Source organism: Amycolatopsis sp. NPDC104863, from assembly GCF_055582965.1.
Genome location: NZ_JBVJOW010000011.1, coordinates 93,681 through 110,876, shown reverse-complemented (window position 1 = coordinate 110,876; position 17,196 = coordinate 93,681). Strand labels below are relative to the sequence as shown.

Annotated in this window: 13 protein-coding genes; 6 read left to right on the top strand and 7 right to left on the bottom strand. The window is 70.6% G+C overall.

From position 1 onward, the window contains the following. Positions 1-20: 20 nt before the first annotated feature. Positions 21-1,490 (bottom strand): bis-aminopropyl spermidine synthase family protein, encoded by a 1,470-nt coding sequence (locus tag ACZ63J_RS44230; protein WP_465439931.1) that lies wholly within the window; start codon positions 1,488-1,490, stop codon positions 21-23. Positions 1,491-1,677: 187 nt separating this feature from the next. On the opposite strand from ACZ63J_RS44230, the gene ACZ63J_RS44225 reads away from it, so the two are divergent. Genes ACZ63J_RS44225 through ACZ63J_RS44210 form a run of 4 tightly spaced genes read left to right on the top strand, consistent with a single transcriptional unit; the run spans position 1,678 to position 5,016 of the window. Next, positions 1,678-2,763 carry an ABC transporter ATP-binding protein gene (locus ACZ63J_RS44225; protein WP_465402582.1) on the top strand — a complete coding sequence of 362 codons (1,086 nt, stop codon included), beginning with the start codon at positions 1,678-1,680 and terminating at the stop codon, positions 2,761-2,763. Then, positions 2,760-3,443, top strand: a complete 684-nt coding sequence (locus ACZ63J_RS44220; RefSeq protein WP_465402584.1) for an ABC transporter permease — start codon at positions 2,760-2,762, stop codon at positions 3,441-3,443. The genes ACZ63J_RS44225 and ACZ63J_RS44220 overlap by 4 nt, the downstream gene beginning before the upstream one ends. Further along, on the top strand, positions 3,440-4,132 hold the full coding sequence (locus tag ACZ63J_RS44215) for an ABC transporter permease (RefSeq protein ID WP_465402586.1): 693 nt from the start codon (positions 3,440-3,442) through the stop codon (positions 4,130-4,132). Before ACZ63J_RS44220 ends, ACZ63J_RS44215 begins: the two co-directional genes overlap by 4 nt. Further along, positions 4,129-5,016, top strand: coding sequence for an ABC transporter substrate-binding protein (locus ACZ63J_RS44210; protein ID WP_465402588.1), 888 nt, complete (start codon positions 4,129-4,131; stop codon positions 5,014-5,016). The genes ACZ63J_RS44215 and ACZ63J_RS44210 overlap by 4 nt, the downstream gene beginning before the upstream one ends. Here the strand turns inward: ACZ63J_RS44210 and ACZ63J_RS44205 are convergent. Beyond that, positions 5,013-5,531, bottom strand: a complete 519-nt coding sequence (locus ACZ63J_RS44205) for a GNAT family N-acetyltransferase (RefSeq protein WP_465402590.1) — start codon at positions 5,529-5,531, stop codon at positions 5,013-5,015. The two genes, ACZ63J_RS44210 and ACZ63J_RS44205, sit on opposite strands and share 4 nt — an antisense overlap. Positions 5,532-5,642: 111 nt before the next feature. On the opposite strand from ACZ63J_RS44205, the gene ACZ63J_RS44200 reads away from it, so the two are divergent. Then, positions 5,643-6,320, top strand: a complete 678-nt coding sequence (locus ACZ63J_RS44200; RefSeq protein WP_465402592.1) for a hypothetical protein — start codon at positions 5,643-5,645, stop codon at positions 6,318-6,320. A gap of 54 nt (positions 6,321-6,374) precedes the next feature. On the opposite strand, the gene ACZ63J_RS44195 is transcribed toward ACZ63J_RS44200, so the two are convergent. Beyond that, the gene (locus ACZ63J_RS44195; RefSeq protein WP_465402594.1) at positions 6,375-10,091 is read right to left on the bottom strand and encodes a multifunctional oxoglutarate decarboxylase/oxoglutarate dehydrogenase thiamine pyrophosphate-binding subunit/dihydrolipoyllysine-residue succinyltransferase subunit; all 3,717 of its coding nucleotides are present in this window, start codon (positions 10,089-10,091) and stop codon (positions 6,375-6,377) included. A 258-nt stretch (positions 10,092-10,349) separates the two neighbouring features. Here ACZ63J_RS44195 and ACZ63J_RS44190 point away from each other — a divergent pair, with 258 nt between their 5' ends. Further along, the gene (locus tag ACZ63J_RS44190; RefSeq protein WP_465402596.1) at positions 10,350-10,622 is read left to right on the top strand and encodes a hypothetical protein; all 273 of its coding nucleotides are present in this window, start codon (positions 10,350-10,352) and stop codon (positions 10,620-10,622) included. A 10-nt stretch (positions 10,623-10,632) separates the two neighbouring features. Here ACZ63J_RS44190 and ACZ63J_RS44185 read toward each other — a convergent pair whose 3' ends face one another. From ACZ63J_RS44185 to ACZ63J_RS44170, 4 genes are all read right to left on the bottom strand, one after another. After that, complete coding sequence (locus ACZ63J_RS44185) at positions 10,633-11,136, bottom strand: DUF4291 family protein (protein WP_465402598.1); 504 nt, start codon at positions 11,134-11,136, stop codon at positions 10,633-10,635. A 50-nt stretch (positions 11,137-11,186) separates the two neighbouring features. Next, positions 11,187-14,930, bottom strand: coding sequence for an ABC transporter ATP-binding protein (locus tag ACZ63J_RS44180; protein WP_465402600.1), 3,744 nt, complete (start codon positions 14,928-14,930; stop codon positions 11,187-11,189). A gap of 96 nt (positions 14,931-15,026) precedes the next feature. After that, complete coding sequence (locus ACZ63J_RS44175; RefSeq protein ID WP_465336241.1) at positions 15,027-15,914, bottom strand: ABC transporter permease subunit; 888 nt, start codon at positions 15,912-15,914, stop codon at positions 15,027-15,029. Beyond that, positions 15,914-16,972 (bottom strand): ABC transporter ATP-binding protein, encoded by a 1,059-nt coding sequence (locus ACZ63J_RS44170; RefSeq protein WP_465402602.1) that lies wholly within the window; start codon positions 16,970-16,972, stop codon positions 15,914-15,916. The genes ACZ63J_RS44175 and ACZ63J_RS44170 overlap by 1 nt, the downstream gene beginning before the upstream one ends. Positions 16,973-17,196: the final 224 nt, after the last annotated feature.

Below are 17,196 nucleotides of genomic sequence, written 5' to 3'. Positions count from 1 at the left end.
CGGGTTCCCCCGTCGCGCTATTATCGTGCTCCCGCCCTGTGCTCTTCCCCTCCCCCCCCCCCCCCCCCCCCCCCCCCCCCCCCCCCCCCCACCAGGGCGGCGAGGCGGTGGCGGGGGACGTCGACCAGGCGCAGGTCCCGCAGGTCTTCGGGGACGTCCAGGGCGACGTTCGCCAGCCGGGCGTGGGCGCGCGTGAGCACCTCGCTCTGGTGCTCCACCGCGTCCGCGACCACCACCGCGTGCCGGTTGTCCGGGGTGCTGCGCCGGTACCGCAGCGTGTACTTGCCGCGGACGAGGTCCGCGAGCGCGGTTTGGGACGCCTGGTCCGCCAGGTCCGGGTGCGCGTTCGGCAGCAGCAGCGCGAGCCTGCGGGCGTTCGTGCCCAGCAGGGTGCGCAGCAGCCACGGGCCCGGGTCCGCCGAGAGGTCCATCGCCACCGCGTCACCCTCGGGGCCGGAGATCGACCAGTCCACCGGGCGCGACTCGAACGAGAGCCCGTCCGCGGTCGCGATCTCCTTCAGCTTCTCCAGCAGCGCCGGTTTTGTGCCGGCGGCCTCGACCGACTGCGGCCCGTGCGTGTAGATCGTCTTGCCGCTGCGGACCTTCTTGGCCTTCGCCGTCGGCTGGCAGACGTACAGGTCCGCCGCGCTGCCGATCGCCTGCGCGCCGAAGTAGGAGTTGAAGCCCGGCAGGATCGCCTCGAACGTCAGCCCGAGCGTGGCCAGTGACCGCTGCACCTGCGCGCCCAGCGCCGGGTGCCGCGGGCTGTAGCCGTACGCGAACAGCAGCCGTCCCTCGCTCGGCTCCCGCAGCGCCTGCACCCCGCGCGCGGCGAACAGGCCCATGCCTTCCGGCGTGTACGGCGGATCGCTGAACACCAGGTCGAAGCCGTTCACCGCCGGCGGCAGGCCGACGCGCAGGTCGGCGTGCGCGGTCCGGATCTCGCGCTCGCCGCGGTCGTCCAGGTAGGCGAGGACCCGCTCGTCGAGGTCGACGACGGTCAGCGACGCCGCCGGGCAGACCGCCCGCACCGCCAGCGACGTCAGGTCGTGGTCACCGAGGAACAGCAGCCGCGCCGACGCGAGGTCGTAGCGCGCGTCCAGCCACAACGCGCGGCGCAGCACCGTCTCCGGCGTGGCCTGGACGTGGTCGAGCGCGGCCAGCGGCGGCGGCACCTCGGCCACCCACTCGGCGACCTTCGGCAGCAGCTCGTGCGTCGCGACGGCTTCGTCGAGCGGGTCGGCGTAACCCGGCGCGCTGTACTGCAGGTACGACGCCGCGACGCCGGGGGAGATCCGCAGCCGGTCGCCGCTGCGGTCGAGGTCGTCACCCAAAGCGGCGAGGACGTCTTCGACGCTGCGCCGGGGCGCCGTGCTCAGCCGGACCAGCTCGCCGAGGTCGTGGTCGCCCGTGCGCAGCAGGTCGATGACGCGGTGCAGCGGGCGGACGCCGACGCCGTGCTTGGCGAGGACATCGTCGAGAGCGTTCACGGACCACAACCCTAGTGAGGCTTATTCAGCCGTCGGCCGCCGCATGACTTCTGCGCCGACCAATCGTTCCGGGCGCGGGACGCGGCGACCTAACCAGAATAAACCTCAGTCACCACCTGCCGGAACAGCGTGCCAACCACCGCCGACTCGGCTACGGTCGATTGGACCTGACATGGGGAGTGGGCAAGTGACGATCGAATTCCGCGACGTGACCAAGCAGTATCCCGATGGGACGGTCGCCGTCGACAAGCTGAACCTGACGGTCGAGGACGGCACGATCACCGTGCTCGTCGGCCCGTCCGGCTGCGGCAAGACGACGTCACTGCGGATGATCAACCGGATGGTCGAGCCCACCGGCGGCCAGGTGCTGCTCGACGGCAAGGACGTCGCCGAGGGCGATCCCGCGCTGCTGCGCCGCGGCATCGGCTACGTCATCCAGCACGCCGGGCTCTTTCCACATAGGACGGTGCTGGACAACATCGCCACCGTGCCCCTGCTGTCCGGCTGGGACAAGGTGAAGGCGCGCAAGCGGGCCGCCGAACTGCTCGAGACCATCGGCCTGCCGGTCGAGCTCGGCAAGCGGTACCCGGCCCAGCTTTCGGGCGGCCAGCAGCAGCGGGTCGGCGTCGCCCGCGCGCTCGCCGCGGACTCGCCGGTGCTGCTGATGGACGAGCCGTTCTCCGCCGTCGACCCGATCGTGCGCGAGGACCTCCAGAACGAGCTGCTGCGGCTGCAGTCGCAGCTGGGCAAGACCATCGTGTTCGTCACGCACGACATCGACGAGGCCGTCCGGCTCGGCGACAAGGTCGCGGTGCTGCGCGTCGGCGGCAAGCTCGCCCAGTACGGCACCCCCGCCGACGTGCTGCGGCACCCGGTGGACGACTTCGTCGCGTCGTTCGTCGGGCGCGACCGCGGTTACCGCGGTCTGTCCTTCCTCTCCGCCGAGGGCGTCGAGGTCAAGGAGATCGAGCTGGTCGAGATCGGCGCGACGGTCCCGGCGAGCGACGGCTGGCGGCTCGGGGTCAACGCCGACAAGCAGCCCCGCGGCTGGCTGCCGCCGAACTCCACAGTGGACGGCGCACTGTCCGAAGCAGACCTCGTCGCCGGCGGTTCACTGTGGATCCACGGCACCCCGATCCGCGGCGCGCTCGACGCTGCGCTGTCGTCCCCGGCCAGCCTCGGCGTGGTCGTCGACGAAGACCACCGCGTGCTCGGCGGCGTCGTCGCCAGACAGGTCCTGGACGTGATCGAGGCGACGCCCCAGGCGTCATGAGCTTCTTCGACGAGCTCGGGCGGTACCTGGGCAGCGGCAACAACCGCGAACAGATCCTCGGTGACCTCGGTGACCACGTCTACCTCGCGCTGCTGCCGCTGGTCATCGGCATCGTACTGGCGATCGCGGCCGGCTGGCTCGGGCACCGCTGGGCGCCCGCCCGGTCGGTGCTCATGGTGCTGGCCAACCTGCTCTACACGATCCCGTCGCTCGCGCTGTTCGTCGTCATCCCCGGCCTGATCGGGTCGAAGATCCTCGACAGCGTCAACGTCGTCGTCGCGCTGACGATCTACACCACGGCGCTGCTGGTCCGCCCGGTGCTCGACGCGCTGGACGCCGTGCCGCCGCCGGTGACCGCCGCGGCGACGGCGGTCGGCTACAAGCCGGTGCGGCTCTTCTTCGCCGTCGAGCTGCCGCTGTCGGTGCCGGTGCTCGCGGCCGGCGTGCGCGTCGCGTCGGTGAGCAACATCAGCCTGGTCAGCGTCGGCGCGCTGATCGGCACCGGCGGCCTCGGGGTGCTCTTCACCGACGGCTTCCAGCGTGAGTACTTCTCGCCGATCGTCGTCGGCATCGTGCTGACGCTGGTGCTGGCCCTGGTCGTCGACCTGGTCCTGGTGGGGATCCGGAACCTGCTGACACCGTGGGAACGGGCCGGGAACGCGGGGGTGGCCGTCGCATGATCACCGATCTCTTCCACTGGTTCGGCGACCCGGCGCACTGGTCCGGCCCGGACGGCATCCCGCAGCGGCTGCTGGAGCACCTCGGGTACACGGTGCTGGCGCTCGTGATCGCGTTGGTGATCGCTGTCCCGTTAGGACTGTTCGTCGGCCACACCGGACGCGGCGGTGTCGCGCTGGTGAGCGTCGGCAACGCGATTCGCGCGCTGCCGACGCTCGGGCTCGTCACGTTCTTGTTCCTGCTCTTCACCGAAAGCGTCACCTCGACGATCATCGGGCTCGTGGTGCTGGCCGTGCCGCCGATCCTGGCCGGCACGTACGCCGGGCTGCAGGCGACCGACCACGGTGTCGTCGACGCCGCCCAGGGCATCGGGATGACCGGCTGGCAGCGGCTCTGGAAGGTCGAGGTGCCGATCTCGCTGCCGCTCGTGCTCGGCGGGATCCGCAACGCCGTGCTGCAGCTCGTGGCGACGGCCGCGGTGGCCGCGTACGTCGGACTCGGTGGCCTGGGCCGGTTCCTGCTCGACGGACTGGCCATTTTGGACTACTCCGAGGTGATCGCCGGCGCGCTGCTGACGACGTTGCTCGCGATCGTGCTCGACGTCCTGTTCGCGCTGCTGAACCGCGCGCTGGTGCCGCGTGGTGTGCGCCTCGCGGCCGCGGCGGCGACCGGCAAGAAGGTGGCGGCATGAAGCGGCTCGGTCTTGTGGTGGCCGCCCTGGTCCTGGTGGCCGGCTGTGGCAACCCGCTGGCGGGCGGCGGCGAGGGTGGGTCCAATGGGGACATCATCATCGGCGCGTCCGACGTCGGCGAAAGCCTTTTGCTGGCCCAGATCTACGCCGGCGCGCTGAAGAACGCGGGCGCGACGAACGTGACCGTGCGGCCGCCGGTCGGCAGCCGCGAGGTCGTCGTCAAGGCGCTGCAGGACAAGTCGCTGTCGGTGGTGCCGGACTACAGCGGGAACCTGTTGCGGTACTTCGACAAGAACACTTCCGCGACGACGTCCCAGGACGTCTACGCGCAGCTTCGCCAGAAGATTCCCGCGGGTTTCGAAGTCCTGGACCAGGCACCGGCCGAGGACAAGGACCTGCTGGTCGTCGGGGCACAGCTGGCTTCGTCGGGCATCAAGACGTTTTCGGACCTGGGGAAGCGCTGCGGCGAGCTGGTGTTCGGCGGGCCGGGCCAGTGGAGCAGCCGCTGGAAGGACCAGATCAAGAAGCTCTACGGCTGCGAGTTCAAGGAGATCCGCACGACGGACACCGGCGGCCCGGTCACGGTGGCGGCCCTGAAGTCGGGTGACGTCCAGGTGGCGGACCTGTTCAGCACGTCGTCGACGATCCAGGCGAACGGGTTCGTGCCGCTGGTCGACGACAAGAACATGTTCCCGGCGCAGAACATCGTGCCGCTGGTGGCCAAGGGGACGCTGTCGCCTTCCGAGACGGCCGCGTTGAACCGCGTCTCGGCGGCGCTGACGACCGATCAGCTGACGCGGCTGAACGTCGAGTTCACGGAGGAGAAGCGGAACCCCCTGGACATCGCGGAAGACTTCCTGGCACGCAACAACCTGAAGTCCTAGATCCGCGAGAACGCCGGTGCGTACTCGAACGCGCCCGACTGCGCCGGCTTGTACCCCGTCAACGCCCGCGCCTGGAAGTGCTTGCCCCAGCTCGGGTCCGGCGCGGTGATCGAGAGCGTCGACGCCGTCACGAAGCCGAAGCGCGGGTAGTAGACGTCGCTGCCGAGCAGGACCACCAGGCCGTGGCCGAGGGCGTCCGCCGCGGCGAGGACCGCGTGCATCAGGGCCGAGCCGACGCCCGTCGCCTGGTGTGCGGGCAGCACTCCGAGCGGGCCGAGCCCGACCGCCGACGTCGTGTCGTCGCCGACCCGGGCCCGGCTGCAGCACACGTGCCCGACCAGCTCGCCGCCGCGCAGCGCCACCAGGGACAGCGCGTCGACCAGGTCGCCGTCGGCGCGCAGCTCGTCCACCAGCGGCGCCTCCACCGGTGTCACGCCGGGTTCGCGCCGGAACGCCTCGCTGTGGATCGTGTGGATCGTGGCGTGGTCGGCGGGGGTTTCGCGGCGGATCAGCATGGTGGTCACCTTGCCGCGAACCGGCGAAAGAGGGAAATCGATTCCGGACCGTCCGGGTGGTTTGTCCCGAAACGCCGACCTCGACGCAGTGTTTGGCCTAATGTCCGGATCGTGCAGCAAGGACCCTATTACCCACAGTATCCCGGTTACCCGCCGCCGAAGTCCGGCGGGAAGACCGCGCTGATCGTCGTGCTGGTCGTGGCCGGCGTCCTCGTGCTGGCCGGCGTCGGTGTCGGCGCGTTCTTCCTGCTGACGCCCGGGAACGAGAAGCGGTCCCTGCCGGCGCCCACGACGTCACCCGCCGGCGAGCCGGACAAGTACACCTCGCTGCCGCGGTGCCCGGAGGTCGGCAGCCGGATGAACGGCCTGCCGCCGTTGGTGCGCGACGCCCCGCCGGAGCCCGGCAGCTCCTCGGACGACGAGCTCGAGCTGATGCAGCTGAGCTGCTCCTGGATGAAGTCCGGGTCCTCGTCCGGGCAGGTGACGATGTACCTGTCGAAGTCGGTGGAGCCCGGTTCGGGCGCGGGCACCCGGTACGCCGCGGCGGGGTACGACAACGCGGTGGAGGACGGCGGCAAGCCGATCACCGCCGGGATCGGGCGGGCGACGAAGGCCGCGGACACCGACCCGCACGGCAGCGACAGCCTGCAGTGCGGGGTGCGGTTCTACCAGGGCAACGTCGACGTGATCGTGCTCGTCCAGGCGGCCGACGAGCAGGACCGGAACGTGGACCGCTGCCGGCGCAACGCGCACAAGCTGGCGGAAGCCGCTTCGCAGTCACTCGGCTGAGAACGGCGAAGGCCCCCGCACCATCGTGCGGGGGCCTTCTCCGTGGTCAAGCGATCAGTCGAACGCCTTCGAGATCAGCGCCTTCTGCTCCACCTCGTGCACCTTCGACGAGCCGGCCGACGGCGCCGCCATCGGGCGGCGCGACACGACCTGCAGGCCCGAGAGCAGCTCCGGGAACTTCCGGGGCAGGTTCAGGCCGAAGAACGGCCACGCACCCTGGTTTTCCGGCTCCTCCTGCACCCACGCGACGTCCTTCGCGTTGGTGTAGCGCTCCAGTGCCGCCACCAGCTTCCGCTTCGGCAGCGGGTAGTACTGCTCGATCCGCACGATCGCGACGTCGTGCGCCTCGCGCTTGGTCCGCTCCGCGACCAGCTCCCAGTACAGCTTCCCGGAGGTCAGCAGCACCTTGCGGATCTTCGCCGGGTCCGGCGTCACGTCGTCGATGACCGACATGAACCGGCTCTGGCCGGTGAAGTCCTCGGTCGCAGACGTCGCGGCCTTGTTGCGCAGCATCGACTTCGGCGTGAAGACGACCAGCGGGCGCTGGATGCCGTCGAGGGCGTGGCGGCGCAGCAGGTGGAAGTAGTTCGCCGGGGTGGACGGCACCGCCACCGTCATCGAGCCCTCCGCGCACAGCGAGAGGAACCGCTCGATGCGGCCGGACGTGTGGTCCGGGCCCTGGCCCTCGTGGCCGTGCGGCAGCAGCAGCACGACGTCCGAGCGCTGGCCCCACTTGGCCTCACCCGAGGAGATGTACTCGTCGATGACGGTCTGCGCGCCGTTGACGAAGTCACCGAACTGCGCTTCCCACATGACCAGCGACTCGGGGTTGGCGACCGAGTAGCCGTACTCGAAGCCGACGGCCGCGTACTCCGACAGCGCGGAGTCGTAGATCATCACGCGGCCCTGGCCCTCGGCCAGGTTCTGCAGCGGCGAGTACTCCTGGCCCGTCTTGCGGTCGATGAACACCGAGTGCCGCTGGGTGAACGTGCCGCGCCGCGAGTCCTGCCCGGACAGCCGCACGAGGCGGTCCTCCATCGCCAGGGACCCGAACGCGAGCAGCTCGCCGAAAGCCCAGTCGATGTCGCCTTCGCGGGACATCTTGTGGCGGCGCTCCATGACCGGCTTGACGCGCGGGTGCGGGGTGAAACCCTCGGGCACGTTCACGAACGCGTCGCCGATGTGCTCCAGCGTCTCGGTGGTGATCGCCGTCGCCACCTTGGCCGGGACCTGCTGCTCCTCCTCGACCGAGGGGCTCGCCTTCGCCGGGTGCTTCTCCAGCTCCCGGACCTCGTTGAAGACGTGCTCCAGCTGGCTCGAGAAGTCGCGCAGCGCGGCTTCGGCCTCTTCGACGGAGATGTCCCCGCGGCCGATCAGCGACTCGGTGTAGGTCTTCCGCACCGAGCGCTTCGTGTCGATGATGTCGTACATCGCCGGCTGCGTCATCGAGGGGTCGTCACCCTCGTTGTGGCCGCGGCGGCGGTAGCAGATCAGGTCGATGACGACGTCCTTGTGGAACGCCTGCCGGTACTCGACGGCCAGCTTGGCCACCCAGTGCGCGGCTTCGGGGTCGTCGCCGTTCACGTGGAAGATCGGCGAGCCGATCATCTTCGCGACGTCGGTGGCGTACTGCGACGAGCGCGAGTGCTCCGGCGCGGTCGTGAAGCCGACCTGGTTGTTGACGATCACGTGCACGGTGCCGCCGGTGCGGTACCCGCGCAGCAGCGACAGGTTCAGCGTCTCGGCGACGACGCCCTGGCCCGCGAAGGCCGCGTCGCCGTGCATCAGGACCGGCAGCACGGTGTAGCCCTCGCCGCCCTTGTCCAGGAGGTCCTGCTTCGCGCGGACGATGCCCTCGAGCACCGGGTCCACGGTCTCCAGGTGCGACGGGTTCGCCGTCAGCGACACCTTCGTCTCGCCGTCGCCGAACATCCGGAAGTACTTGCCCTCGGCGCCGAGGTGGTACTTCACGTCACCGGAGCCGTGCGCCTGACCCGGGTCGAGGTTGCCCTCGAACTCCTGGAAGATCTGGCTGATCGGCTTGCCGACGATGTTGGCCAGCACGTTCAGCCGGCCGCGGTGCGGCATGCCGATGACGACCTCGTCGAGCTCGTGCTCGGCCGCCTTGTCGAGCAGCGTGTCGAGCAGCGGGATCGCCGTCTCGCCGCCTTCCAGGCTGAAGCGCTTCTGGCCGACGTACTTGGTCTGCAGGAACGTCTCGAACGCCTCGGCGGCGTTCAGCTTCGAGAGCACGTACTTCTGGACCGCGGGGTCCGGCTTCTCGTGCGGGATCTCGACGCGCTCCTGGATCCAGCGGCGCTCCTCGGGGTCGAGGATGTGCGTGTACTCGATGCCGACCGTGCGGCAGTACGAGTTGCGCAGCACGCCGAGGATGTCGCGCAGCTTCATCCGCTCCTGGCCGGCGAAGCCGCCGACCGGGAACTCGCGGTCGAGGTCCCAGAGCGTCAGGCCGTGGGACAGGACGTCCAGGTCGGCGTGGCTGCGCTGGCGGTAGTTCAGTGGGTCCGTGTCGGCCATCAGGTGACCGCGCATCCGGAACGCGTCGATCAGCTCGATCACGCGGGCGGTCTTGTCGACCGGGCCCTCGGGGATGTCGGCGACCCAGCGGATCGGCTCGTACGGCAGGCGCAGGCTGGTGAAGACGTCGTCGTAGAAGCCGTCTTCACCCAGCAGCAGCTGGTGGATGCGCTTGAGGAACTCGCCGGACTCCGCACCCTGGATGATGCGGTGGTCGTACGTCGAGGTCAGCGTCATGATCTTGCTGATGCCGAGGTCGACCAGCGTCTTCTCGCTGGTCCCCTCGAACGCCGCCGGGTACTGCATCGCGCCGACGCCGATGATCGCGCCCTGGCCGGCCTGCAGGCGCGGCACCGAGTGGTTGGTGCCGATGCCGCCCGGGTTGGTCAGCGAGATCGTGGTGCCGGCGAAGTCGTCCGCGGTGAGCTTGTTGTTGCGGGCCTTCTTGACGATGTCCTCGTAGGCCTGCCAGAACTGCAGGAAGGACATGTCTTCGCAGCCCTTGACCGAAGCCACGACGAGCGTGCGGGAGTTGTCCTTGCCCTTCATGTCGATCGCGAGCCCGAAGTTGACGTGCTCCGGCGTGATCGCGAACGGCTTCCCGTCGATCACCTGGTAGTGCCGGTTCATGTTCGGGTAGTTCTTCAGCGCTCGCACCATCGCGTAGCCGATGAGGTGCGTGAAGGAGATCTTGCCGCCGCGGGTGCGCTTGAGGTGGTTGTTGATGACGATGCGGTTGTCGGCCATCAGCTTCGCCGGGACCGCGCGCACGCTGGTCGCGGTGGGGACGCTCAGCGAGGCGTCCATGTTCTTCGCGATGGCGGCCGCGGCGCCGCGCAGCTGCTTCGACTCCGGCTCGTCCTTGGCCTGCGGCTTCGCGTCCGTCTTGGCCTCGGCCTTCGGCGCGGCCTTGGCGGCCGGCTTCGGGGCGGCCTTCGCGGGCGCCGCCTTGGCGGGCGCGGGCGGCGTCGACGTCTGCTTGGCCGCGGACTCCGCGTTCTGCACCGCCTTCGACGACGGCGCCGACGCCTGGCCGTTGGTCGCGGGCTTGGCGTCGGCCTTCTGCCGGGCGTTGTCCGCCTTGGCCTGGGCGCTCTGCGTCGGCTTGAAGTCCGCGAAGAAGTCGTGCCACGCGGCATCGACTGAGCTGGGGTCTGCGAGGAACTGGTCGTACATCTCTTCGACCAGCCACTCGTTGGGGCCGAACTGTGACGCAGGGCTGCTGCTGGACACGGCTTGGGCTCGCCTCTATCCGTCTCGATCTCGATCTTGAATCCGTTGATGCGCCTACCAGGCTAACCCCCTCGGTGACGCCGATGTGATGGAACCGGCCTGTGTGAGGCGTGGCGCACTAGGGGATCGGTCACTGACTCGATCAAGATGTGCTAAGGGAACCTTAAGCCCTGTACCCGGTACAGGGTTTCGAGGGGTTTCAGGCGGGGTTCGCGCCGTCGCCCGCGGGTGTTCACCGGCGCGGGTTCTCCTGGGTGGATGTGGCTGGTCGAATGTCCGTCGTTCTGGGACCAGGGCCTGGTCCGGCCCCTGGTCACCGAGTCCGGCACGGTCGTGCTGATGTGCGACTCGTGCGAAGCGGTCTGGCCGACGCTGGCCGACTTCGAGGAGATGGAGCACGTGTCGCCGGACGAGCCGGACTGGCTGGTCGGCGCCGGGGTGCACGTCCGGCCGGGCACGGTCCGGTGGGCCTCGCAGCCCGACGTCGAGGCGGCCGGGATGGGCTCGCTGAAGTGGCGGGCGATGCCTTAGCTGTACCGCCTCAGCCGAGCGGGTACGGCGGCTCGTGGGGGACGAGCTTGACCGCCTTGTGCAGCTGGTCGGTGGCGAGGAGCCCGGAGATGTCGCGCATCACGGCCGTGACGTCGGTGATGGCGGTGATCCACTCCCCGGAGTACTGCACGGTCGCTTCACCGGTCAAGCCGATCCGGATCGCTTCGAAGTACAGCGGCGTGTGGTCGAGGTCTCGCTCGGCGTCCCACTGGATGAGCACCGGACCCTCGTGCGAGAGGGCCCACTCGAAGCCCTCGCGGGTGATGTCGACCGCGAGGATGCGCTCGTGGCCGGGCTTGCTCCCGTTGCCGCTGTCGTAGGCCGCCCACCGGAACGACGGCGTGAGCCACGTCGTGCCGTCCAGTCCCGCGAACGTCTGCTTCTCGAGCGCGGCGTCGGCGACCGCCGGTGAGCACGCCTGGTAGACCCGGACCGTCGTCTCGGTCCGCGCTGCTCGTACCTGCCGGTCGGGAACCCGCTTCTCTTCGAACATGCCCGCCATGCTCCCAGCGCTCCGGGCACGCGGCCACGAACTTTCGGCGGTCAGCCGAGGGACCACAGGCGGGCGTAGTAGCCGTTCGCCGCCAGGAGCTCCTCGTGGGTTCCGGTCTCCACGATCCGGCCGTGGTCCAGGACCACGATGCGGTCCGCGCGGGACGCCGTCGCGAGGCGGTGGGCGACCACGAACGTCGTGCGGCGGCGGGCCAGGTGCTCCGTCGCGCGCAGGACCGCGGCCTCCGTGGACGGGTCCAGGGCCGCCGTCGCCTCGTCGAGCAGGAGGACGTCCGGGTCGACCAGCTCCGCCCGGGCCAGGGCCACCAGCTGGCGCTGCCCGGCCGACAGCGACCGCCCGCGTTCGCCCACCGGCTGCAGGAACCCGGCCGAGAGGGCGGCGACGCCGTCGAACGCGCCGACCGCCCGGACCGCCGCCTCCACCTCGGCGTCGGACGCCGACGGCCGGCCGTAGCGGACGTTGTCGGCCACCGTGCCCGAGAACAGGTGCGCCTCCTGCGGCACCACGCCCATCCGGCGCCGCAGCCCGGCCAGCTCGTACTCGCGCACGTCCGTGCCGTCGACCCGGACCTCGCCGCCGGTGGCGTCGTAGAAGCGCGCCACCAGCTTCACCGCCGTCGACTTCCCGGCGCCGGTCGCGCCGACCAGCGCGATCGTCTCGCCGGCCGCGACGTCCAGCGAGAACTCCGCCAGCGCCTTGCTCTCCGCGCCGGTGTAGGAGAACTCGACCTCCTTGAACGAAACCTCGCCGCGCAGCCGCTCCGGCACCGCCACGGCGTTGTCCGCCGCGGGCACCGACGTCGGCGTCCGCAGCAGGTCGCCGATCCGGTCGAGGCCGACGCGCGCCTGCTGGTAGCCGTCGAACACCGACGACAGCTGCTGGATCGGCGAGAAGAACTGCTGCAGGTACAGCAGGAACGCGAGCAGCACCCCGGCCGACAGCGTGCCCGCCGAGACGCGGTTCGCACCGGCCACCAGCACCGTGGTCATCGCGAGGTCGGACATCAGCGCGACCAGCGGGAAGTACGTCGCGACGTACCGCTGCGCCCGCAGCCGCGAGCGCCGGTAGTCGTCACTGCGCGAGGCGAACGCCGCCGCGGAACGGTCTTCGCGCGTGTACGCCTGCGCGACGCGCAGCCCGCTGACGTTCTCCTGCATGTCCGCGTTCACGACGCTGACCCGTTCGCGGGCCTCGTTGTACGCCTTCGACGCCGCGCGCCGGAAGATCACCGTGGCCACCGCCAGCACCGGCACCATCGCGAGCGCGAACAGCGCCAGCCCGGCGTCGGTGACCAGCAGCGCGGCCGTGATCCCGGCCAGCGTCAGCGCGCTGACCACCGCCGTGGCGAGCCCGGTCTGCAGGAACGTCGAGAGCGCGTCGACGTCCGTGGTCATCCGGGTCATGATCTTCCCGGACAGCTCCCGCTCGTAGTAGTCGAGTCCGAGCCGCTGCAGGTGCGCGTAGCTGCGCACGCGCAGCGCGTACAGCACCGTCTCGCCGACCCGCGAGGTCAGGCGCGTCTGCGCGAACACCACCAGCCAGTCGGCCGCGATCACCGCCGCGCCGATCCCGGCGGCGAGCCAGATCATCCACTCGACACCCGTCCGGACACCGTGGTCAACGCCGAACTGGTAGAGCCCCGGCAGCGCGATCGACGCCGCCGCGTCCGCCGCCACCAGCCCGATCACCAGCAGCAGGGGCCAGCGGACCGGGCGCAGCAGCCCGGCCAGCCGGAACCGCGGGTCGGGCGCGGTGACGTCCACATCGGACAGCTGCGGCTCGTCGGTGGCGGCCGGCAGCCGCCGCACGCCCTCGATCAGCTCCGGGGTCGGCGGCACGTCGAGGCCGCCGCCCCCGCCGACGAACCCGCTGCTGTTCGGGTCGCCGCTGCGCCGGCGTGCCGCCTCGGCCAGGTCCTCGACCTCGTCGCGCTCGGCCCGCGGCCACAGCGACGGCGTGATCCCGGCCGGGCCGCAGTCGAGGCCTTCGCAGCGGTGCTTCTCCTCGACGTCGTCACCCGGCCCGGCGATCAGCTCGCGGAACAGCGGGCAGCGCGCCATCAGCTCGGCCTCGGTGCCGACGTCGACGACGTGGCCCTCGTCCAGCACCGCGATCCGGTCGGCCAGCGCCAGGGTGGAACGCCGGTGCGCGATCAGCAGGGTCGTGCGGCTCGCGGTGACCGAGCGCAGGGTGTCGTGGATCGCCGCCTCGGTGACGGTGTCGATGGCCGACGTCGCGTCGTCGAGCACGAGGATCCGCGGGTCGGTGATCAGGGCCCGCGCCAGCCCCAGCCGCTGCCGCTGCCCGCCCGAGAGCGTCAGCCCGCGCTCACCGACCAGCGTCTCGTAGCCCTCCGGCAGGGCGCGGATGAACTCGTCCGCCTCGGCCGCGCGCGCCGCGGCGACGATCTCCTCGTCGCTCGCGTCCGGGCGGCCGTACGCGATGTTGTCCCGGATCGAGGAGGAGAACAGGAACGCCTCTTCGAAGACCACGCCGATGGCCTGGCGCAGCTGCCGCAGGGGAACGTCCCGGACGTCGAGGCCGCCGACCCGCACCGAGCCCGCGTGGACGTCGTAGAAGCGGGGCAGCAGCAACGAGATCGTCGACTTCCCCGACCCCGCGGTGCCGACCAGCGCGAGGGTCTCGCCGGGGTTCGCGGTGACCGAAAGCCCGTCCAGCACCGGTTCGCTGCGGGTGTATCCGAAGCGGACGCCGTCGAGCTCCACACCCAGCGGCCCCTCCGGCAGCGGGCGAGCGTCGGGAGCGTCGACGACCTCCGGCTGCGCGTCGATCAGCTCGTACACGCGCTCGGCGCCGGCGCGGGTCAGCTGGGCCTGCACGACCAGGCCGGACAGCATCCGGGCCGGGCCGATCAGGGTCGCGAGGTAGGTCGCGAAGGCGAGGAAGGTGCCGAGCGTGATAGAGCCGTTCAGCGCGAGGACGCCGCCGATGCCGAGCACGGCGACCTGGCCGGCGGCGGGCAGGGCCGCGGTGGTCGCCGTCGGGACCGCGGACAGCTTCGCCGCGCGAAGCCGCTCCCCGAACAACTTGCGCGCGGTCTTCTCGAGCCGGCTCACTTCCCGCGTCTCCTGGCCGAAGCCCTTGACGACGCGGACGCCGGTGACGGTCTCCTCGACCTGCTGCGCGACATCGGCCGCGCGTTGCTGCGCCGACCACGTCGCCGGGAAGAGGCGCTTGCGGCTGCGCGTCACGATGATGCCGACCGCGGGGGTGACGACCAGCGCGATCAGCGTCAGCACCGGCGACATCCACAGCATCGCGACGAACGACAGCAGCGCGAAGATCACCGAGCCGAACGAGAGCGGGATCTGCATCAGGATCCCGGTGACCAGCTGCAGGTCCGAAATCGCGCGCGAGACGACCTGGCCGGTGCGCAGCGCGTCCTGCTTTCCGCCGTCCAGCCGCGAAACCGCGTTGAACACGCGCTGGCGCAGGTCGTGCTGGACGTTCAGCGCGAGCTTCCCGCCGAAGTACCGGCGCAGGAACGCGGTGCCGAACGCCACCAGCTGCAAGGACACCAGGAAGGTCGCGATCCCGGGCAGGGCGCCGGTCTGCCCCGCCACCGCGTCGTCCACCGCCGCGCGCACGAGCAGCGGGCTCGCGGCCTGCACCCCGACGCTGAGCACGGCGGCGGCCAGCGACAGCACGACGATCGCGCGGTGCTCCCACGCCGCGGCGGACAGCCTGCGGACCCAGCCGACGGTCTCGGCAGGTGGGAGCTCTTGACGGGAGCGGGGCGGAGCGAGGGTCACGTTGTCACAGTAAGCGCCGGCACCGACAAAATATTTCCCCGAACGCGCGGAAGGCCACCTCGAGCAGCTCGAGGTGGCCTTCCGACGACGCCGGGACTACGTGATGTCGCGGCGCTGGTTGCCCGCCCAGCCGAGGCCGAAGAACAGCATCGTCCAAGCGAAGAAGATCAGCGCCGAAGCCCACCACGAGAGCACGCCGGGCGCGCTCGCCGTGTACTGCAGGAGCAGCTGCGCGCCGGAGTCGACGCTGGCGGGCAGGTTGAGCGAGTTGAAGCCGAACGCGTCCGCCGCGATGCCGCCGACGATCCCGTTCGCGGTGCCGTTCGGCAGGATCCCGCCCAGGATGCTGACGTCACCCCAGAGCCAGAACACGATCACCAGGACGTTCTCCACGATCAGGAACCAGATGATGAACAGCACCACCGCGAGCGGCACGTTGCGCAGCACCGCGCCGAACCCGATGCCGAACAACGTCACCAGCACCGACGCGAGGATCGTCCCGCCGAGCGCGGCCAGCCACTGGCCCGTGCTGGGCCACCGGCCCGAGTCGACCGAGGCCATCACCGCGGCCGCCGAGACGCCGAAGCTGATCAGGCCGTAGATCGCGCCCCACGCGATGTAGGTCAGCATCTTCGCGGTCAGCGCGGAGATCCGGTTCGGGGCGGTCAGGAACGTCGTGGTGATCGTCTTGCTGCGGTACTCGCCGGCCAGCGCGAAGATGCCGAAGAGGCCCGGCACGAGCTGAGCGATGTTCACGCCGTGCGCGATCGCGAGCAGGCCCACCGGCACCTTGGCGGGGTCGAGCCCGATCGTCTCGCTGACCTGGCGCGCGTCGTCCGAGCCGAGGAAGTCGGCGAAGTCGTTGGTGATCTTGCCCCAGACGAACGTCAGCCAGAACGCCACCAGCGCCAGCGGGATGATCAGCACCCACCAGGTGTTCAGCGAGAGCGTCTTGCGGAACTCCGCCTTGATCAGGTTGCCCATCACTGCTGCGGACCTCCCCAGTACTGCTGCTGCTGCTGCGGGCCCGAGGGCGGGCCCTGCTGGTACTGCTGCGGACCGGACGGCGGCCCCTGGTACCCGGGCGGCGGGCCCTGGTACTGCGGCTGCGGCGGGTACCCCGCCGGCCCGCCGGCGAACTGACCCTGCGTCAGCTGGAAGAACATCCGCTCTAGGTCGGCGTGCTCCTCCTGCATCCCGTACACGGCGATCCCGGCCTTCGCGGCCAGGTCACCGATCTGCTGGACGCTCGACCCGGCCACGGCGACCCGGCCGTCCGGCGTCGGCGACACCTGCTGGATGCCGTTCTCCTGCAACGCCTTCACCAGCGCCGCCGGGTCCGCCGGCTGCACCAGCACCCGCGACTGCTGGCCCTTGCGCAGCTGATCGAGCGAGCCGTAGTAGCGCGTGACGCCCTGGCTGATGATCACGACCTGGTCGATCAGCTGCTCGACCTCGTTGAGCAGGTGGCTCGAGACCAGGACCGTCCGCCGCTGCTCCCGCGCGTAGGACCGCAGGAAGTTGCGCAGCCACAGGATGCCTTCGGGGTCGAGGCCGTTCGTCGGCTCGTCCAGTACCAGGACCTGCGGGTCACCCAGCAACGCCGTCGCCAGCGCCAGCCGCTGCCGCATGCCGAGCGAGAAGCCGCCGGCCTTCCGGTCCGCGGCGCTGCCCAGGCCCACCAGGCCGAGCACGTCGTCCGCGCGCTGGTCCGGCACCCCGAGGGCCGCCGCGTACACCCGGAGGTGGTTGCGCGCGGTCCGGCTCGGGTGGAACCCCTCGTTCTCCAGCACCGAGCCCACGACCCGCGCCGGGTTCCCGAGCTGCGAGTGCGGGCGCCCGTTGATCGTCGCCGTCCCGGAGGTCGGCGTCACCAGCCCGAGCAGCATCCGCAACGTCGTCGTCTTGCCGGCGCCGTTCGGGCCCAGGAAGCCCGTCACCGAACCCGGTTCGACCGTGAAGCTCAGGTTCTGCACCGCGTTGACCGGGCCGAACTGCTTGCTCAGGTTCTGCACCACAATCCGGCCACTGCCGTCGTGCATACCGTCCCCTAACGTTCCCGCTGATGGGGCGTCATCCTGCCCTACCCGCGCCGCCCGCGCGCAGGGAACGCTCGAACCGGTGGAGAGCGACTTTCGTCACGTTCCGCGACCGGTCCGTGGCGGCGCCGGAAGCGGTGCCGGGGCCGTGACCTGAGGATTCAAGGACGGGTGCGGTGACCGGGGTGGACCGGGCCGGCAAAAAATTCATTCGACTTGCCGACCCG

Bases quoted from the DNA above. Each gene is read 5' to 3' on its own strand.
- ACZ63J_RS44215 (WP_465402586.1), top strand. From the start codon at position 3,440: ATGATCACCGATCTCTTCCACTGGTTCGGCGACCCGGCGCACTGGTCC.
- ACZ63J_RS44205 (WP_465402590.1), bottom strand. From the start codon at position 5,531: ATGCTGATCCGCCGCGAAACCCCCGCCGACCACGCCACGATCCACACG.
- ACZ63J_RS44190 (WP_465402596.1), top strand. From the start codon at position 10,350: ATGTGGCTGGTCGAATGTCCGTCGTTCTGGGACCAGGGCCTGGTCCGG.
- ACZ63J_RS44185 (WP_465402598.1), bottom strand. From the start codon at position 11,136: ATGTTCGAAGAGAAGCGGGTTCCCGACCGGCAGGTACGAGCAGCGCGG.
- ACZ63J_RS44170 (WP_465402602.1), bottom strand. From the start codon at position 16,972: ATGCACGACGGCAGTGGCCGGATTGTGGTGCAGAACCTGAGCAAGCAG.
- ACZ63J_RS44220 (WP_465402584.1), top strand. From the start codon at position 2,760: ATGAGCTTCTTCGACGAGCTCGGGCGGTACCTGGGCAGCGGCAACAAC.
- ACZ63J_RS44175 (WP_465336241.1), bottom strand. From the start codon at position 15,914: ATGGGCAACCTGATCAAGGCGGAGTTCCGCAAGACGCTCTCGCTGAAC.
- ACZ63J_RS44210 (WP_465402588.1), top strand. From the start codon at position 4,129: ATGAAGCGGCTCGGTCTTGTGGTGGCCGCCCTGGTCCTGGTGGCCGGC.